The sequence below is a fragment of the Parapedobacter sp. genome (assembly GCF_053550995.1).
This window is the reverse complement of the sequence record NZ_JBMQOC010000033.1, coordinates 1-5475: the sequence shown is the minus strand read 5'-3', so window position 1 is coordinate 5475 and position 5475 is coordinate 1. Positions and strand designations below refer to the sequence as shown.

Annotated in this window: 3 protein-coding genes and 1 pseudogene; all 4 read left to right on the top strand. The window is 48.6% G+C overall.

Annotation, left to right across the window (positions count from 1 at the left end; all coding sequences use genetic code 11):
- Positions 1–203: pseudogene (locus tag ACO1NT_RS05210) on the top strand (hypothetical protein); the annotation flags it as partial.
- A complete protein-coding gene (locus tag ACO1NT_RS05205) occupies positions 203–2173 on the top strand; it encodes an alkaline phosphatase (protein WP_449047362.1) in 1971 nt (656 codons plus the stop codon). The pseudogene ACO1NT_RS05210 and the gene ACO1NT_RS05205, both read left to right, overlap by 1 nt.
- Positions 2174–2245: 72 nt before the next feature.
- Positions 2246–3055, top strand: a complete 810-nt coding sequence (locus ACO1NT_RS05200) for a glycerophosphodiester phosphodiesterase (RefSeq protein WP_449047361.1) — start codon at positions 2246–2248, stop codon at positions 3053–3055.
- Positions 3056–3527: 472 nt separating this feature from the next.
- A partial coding sequence (locus ACO1NT_RS05195; protein WP_449047360.1) for a SusC/RagA family TonB-linked outer membrane protein occupies positions 3528–5475 on the top strand: 1948 nt, incomplete at its 3' end.

Below are 5475 nucleotides of genomic sequence, written 5' to 3'. Positions count from 1 at the left end.
TTCGCTGGGGTGATGCCGAGGCAGTATACGCCAGGCCACTGCATGGCTTCAAGGTAAACTTGGCGGATGGAAAGATTGCTTCGTTGGAAGAAATCGAAGTGTGGCCAGCGAGGGAATTCGATCCAACGGTTCACCACGTTTTTCCCATCCCTGTGCGCGAAATCGCTACAAGTGAGAACTTGGATCAAAATGACGGATATTAATGTTGACAAGATACTTACTGGTATGGATATGCTTATCCTGCTGGGCACTACCTCAAGTAGCCGCCCAGCAGGAACGCATCCTGATACACGCACATAATGACTACCATCAGCGTGTGCCTTTTTATCAGGCGTATGCACAACAGGTTTATGCAATCGAGGCAGACGTGTTTGCCGAAGGGGGTGCCTTGTTGGTGGGGCACGACCGGGAGGAGTTACACCCTAGCCAGACATTGGAAGCGCTGTACATTAATCCCCTTGTTCACGTGTTTGCATCAAATGGGGGCCGGGCATGGGCCGCGTCGGAAAACCGATTGGTCCTCCTCATCGACCTGAAATCGCCCGCTGCCACGACGTTGCACCGAGTCGTTACCCTTATAGCGAAATACCCCGACGTGTTTGACGAAACCTTGAATCCCTATGCGGCAACCGTAGTGATTTCCGGTGCGATGCCAAACCCCGCTACATTTGCCGATTTCCCACATTACATCCGATTTGATGGCCGCTTGGGCGTCGACTATACCGAAGAAGAACTGGAACGTATCGAATTTGTCAGCGCACCGTTTTCGGATTATGCGCGGTGGAATGGAAAAGGCGCGTTGACGGATCAGGACAGAAAGCAGGTGTCAACCGCAATTGATAAGGTACACCGGTTGGGGAAGAGGATTCGGTTTTGGGGTACGCCGGACGGTTTGACGACCTGGAATACATTGTACGAAATGGGGGTAGATATCATCAATACGGACCAGATCGAGCGGTGTGCTGCTTTTTTTTCGGATTTCGGAAGGAAACGGTTTAGCCTGCAGCATGCCATACCCGGTAATGGCACGGCACGTGCAGAAAGATTGGATGCCACCACGCGTGGTTTCCGGGGTTTCGAAGGGAAGGAAATGGCGCTGTCGGCAGCCGTTCCCATATATAAGCCGCAGAGAAAGTTTGATCGCCATGGCCGTGTGGAAAATGTGATCCTCTTGATCGGTGATGGGATGGGATTGGCACAATTGCAGGCAGCCTACGCTTTCAATGGGACACTGAGCACCTTACTGATGCCCACGATAGGCCTGCAAGAAACCAGTTCACTTGACGCATATACTACGGATTCGGCAGGTGCAGGCAGTGCTCTCGCGACGGGAAAGAAAACTAAAAACCGCCATATCAGTGTGGATTCCCTAGGGCAGGTTCAGCCGTCGATTACCGATTACGCAAAAGAGGGAGGGATGTTCTGTGGGGTGGTGACCGCAGGTAATGTGGCGGATGCGACACCGGCCGCTTTTTACGGCCACGCCGTAGAGCGGGATGACAGCGATGCCTTGACCGCATACCTGACAGACGGCAAGTTGGATGTGTTGGTCGGAAGCGGAAGGCATCTGTTCAGCCAACGCAAAGACGGCCGTGAACTTTGGAGCGAGCTAAGTAGCCAGTATCGGATGATGACCGACTTAGGGAAACTGGATAAGCGTGTCGAAAAAGCCATCTGCATCGATGAACGATTTGGTGAAGCGGTTTCAGAAAAAAACATGGGACTTTTGGCTGACGCGACTCGAAGGGCCATTGGGAACTTGGATAGAGCCGAGGGGAAGGGTTTCTTTTTGATGGTGGAAGGAGCTAAGATCGATTACGCCGGCCACGCCAACTCGTTGCCCGGATCTATTATGGAAACCCTGAGTTTCGACTTGGCGGTGGCGGAGGCATTGAAATTTGCAGACGAAGACGGACACACATTGGTGGTTGTAACCGGCGACCATGAGACCGGTGGTCTGACATTAATAGACGGAAGGTGGGAGAAAGGCCAAATTACCGGTCTTTACGTAACGGATGACCATACGCCGATAATGTTGCCTGTATTTGCTTACGGACCCCAGTCGGATGAATTCAAAGGCGTTTATCCGAATACGGCAATCTTCCATACGATCGTGCGATTGTTGGACCCTTCACGGCGAATAGCAGAAAACAAGCTCCTTGGTAATCGGTAGCTTGGCGATAAAAGCTCCTTCCCCTTAAGGCGGGGCAAGGTACTGGCAGCTGAAAAACAAAAAAACATACAGATGAAAGAGATAATCCTAACATGCAATATCCTGGTAATTGGGCTCTTTTTTTTATTCACCCCCAGCTATGGGCAACGTAACCCGAAAGAAGTACGGCACCCATATCATTTAATAGCCCATCGCGGAGGGGTTGTGGATAGCGTAACAGCTGAAAATAGCTTGCTGGCGTTGGAGAAAGCTTCGAAAAATGGGTATTGGATGGTTGAAGTCGATTTGCGTTTGACGCAAGACAGTGTGTTGATCATCCACCACGACCCGAATTTTAAACGGTATTTTGGTATAGACAAAACCGTGTCCGAAATGGAGTGGGCGGAAATCAGTCCGTTGGTGGGCAATCTGGGTAACAAGGTACTTACTTTTGAAGAAGCGCTAAGATTTTGCCAAGAGGGAAACCTGCAGGTCATGGTCGATAATAAGATCGAGGGGAACGATACCGTTTTATTTGGCAAGGTTGTGGAATTACTGGAAAAATATAACCGTTTGGAACAAGCGATGATGATTGGTACTACCGCGTCTACTCCTTTTTTTACTGGGAAAATAAAGTTAAGCTGTACCCGTCAGCAGCTTGAAGACCACATGTCGAAGCCGGGGTTCAACCCAGAAGACTATTACCTGTTTTCTAGCGATATAAAAGAAGCCGACATGGAATGGACCCGGAAACACGGCATATTGGCCGTTGGTGTATTGAATGCGTGGGCATTCAAAGGTAGCGACATGATGGAAGAAGCCGAGAATGCAGCCGAAAAATTAAAAAAGGCAGGTGTTCGCTATTACCAGCTTGATTCGATGTTCGGCTTCATGTTTAAGTAGTTCCGATACGCCGCCATCCGTTCGATTCCGGTGTTTGGATAGGGATTTTACGAACGCAAACCTTTGCGTTGAAATAGCTTGGTTACCATTGATTTATTGGAGGAAAACACGTTAATTTTGTTAATACAATTATAGTAATATAAATAAACGACTAACGATATCTCTCAAATCCAATTTTACTAAAGTTTTCAAACGTAACTTGGGTTTAACAATAAGTTTTTGCGCAAACGGTAACATTGTTCGCAATATGCGGTAATCATTTTGACATTTTTAAGGAAGGAGGAAATGGATTCGAAGGTAAAATAACGAACAGGTGCGACAAAGGCACACCCGTTCATAAGTTTCAGGAAGCAGACATATAGACTGGACATCTGCGACTGCATTCCTGTGCGAGTAACACAATAGCGTATCACCGCCTTCCAAAGGTAAGAAAAGAGATGAAATTCATCCCTTTGGAGGCAAAAAACAGTTCATGATGAATTATTTCATATTGGGTAAATGGCATGTAAGAATAGCTTTACTTTATTTCTTTATAGCTGCGGGAATCCCCGCACTACGTGCATCGACCAATCACCTACTCCAACAAACCAGCCAAATCGTGGGGCGTGTGACGGATGCGGATGGTGCGCCATTATCGGGCGCCAGCATACGTATAACAGGCCAACAACGGAGCGTAGCCACCGGTGATGATGGTCGGTTTTCCTTGTCAATAGAACCTGGCAATTATACGCTCGAAGCTTCCTTCATTTCCTATGGTACGGAGCAACGTGCTGTGACGGTACGGGAGGGGGGTAGTGTCGAGGTGAATTTTGTATTATCGGAAGAAAGCGGCGCATTAAGTGAAGTGGTTGTGGTGGGGTACGGTACACAACGCAAAATCAACCTCACCGGAGCTGTTGACCAAGTTACCGCTGAGACCTTCCAAAATAGACCCATCCCCAATATTTCACAGGGATTGGTGGGCGCTGTGCCAAACTTGAATATACGGATGTTGGATGGCAAGCCCACCCAATCGCCTGCCTTCAATGTAAGAGGGACAACCTCGATTGGCCAAGGAGGGAGTGCGCTTATTTTGATCGATGGGGTGGAAGGTGATCCGAGGATGTTGAACCCCAACGACATCGAGAGCATTTCCATACTGAAGGATGCGTCGTCTGCCTCCATTTACGGTGCGCGTGCCGCATTTGGCGTTGTGCTGATTACCACTAAATCGGCGGTGGCGGGGAAAACATCGATTACTTATTCCACCAATGTATCGTCGAAATCACCAACAACGGTTCCGGATAACATCACCGATTCTTATCCGTGGGCACAGGGATTCAGCGATGCCTGGTCGCGGTGGAATGATAACGGAAGAACACCTACGGCCGTAAATAAAACCCTGCCTTTTTCTCCCGAATACCTCGCAGAAATTAAGCGCCGGTGGGAAGACCCCTCGCTACCACGTATCGAAGTAAACCCCTCAACCGGCGAATACCAATATTATTACAGCACGGATTGGTACGAGGAACTATATAAGGAACGTTTTTTTGCCCAGGACCATAATTTGGCACTATCGGGGGGTAACGATAAGGCTGCATTTTACGTAAGTGGCCGTTATAATGGTCAAGATGGCCTTTTCCGGTACAACTCGGATACGTACAGCATGTATAACCTACGTGCCAAGGGGACGATCCAACTGACGCCTTGGCTGCAAGTGGAGAACAATACAGAATATTCACGTATGGCCTATCACCAACCATTGAATGTAGGTGAAGGGAGTGGTATTTGGCGCAACATGGCCGATGAAGGGCACCCATTGGCACCCTTACTGAATCCCGATGGTACCCTATCCTTCCCGGCGGCGTATACGGTGGGCGATCAATATATTGGACGTAATGCAGAGGATGAAACCCGTCGTTTCCTGAAGAACAGGGTGGCTGCAACCGCCGAATTTCTTGACAAAAGTCTAACCATCAGAAGTGATTTCACCTTTCAAAGCATGGACATCGGAGCACAGCAAAACCGTGTCCAAGTGCCATATAGCCGTTATGAGGGGGTAATCGGCTATACCGGTACAAATACCAACGATTTGCAGGAATTTAGACGGACGACAGATTATCTGGCCACAAATGTTTATGCCGATTATGTAAAGACATTCAACGATGCACACAACCTTAGCTTACTGGCAGGTTTTAACTACGAGCAGTCCACCGAGAAAAGCTTAACGGCGCGGCGTAATGGTATAGTTTATGCCGATGCCGATGATATCAACCTAGCGTTGGGGCAAAGTATTGTCACCAGCGGTGGCAATAAAAAGTGGGCAATCGCGGGCGGTTTTTTTCGCGTGAATTATAACTTCAAAGAGCGTTATCTGCTTGAAATGAATGGCCGATATGACGGGTCATCCAAATTCCCTACAGAACAACAATGGGCCTTTT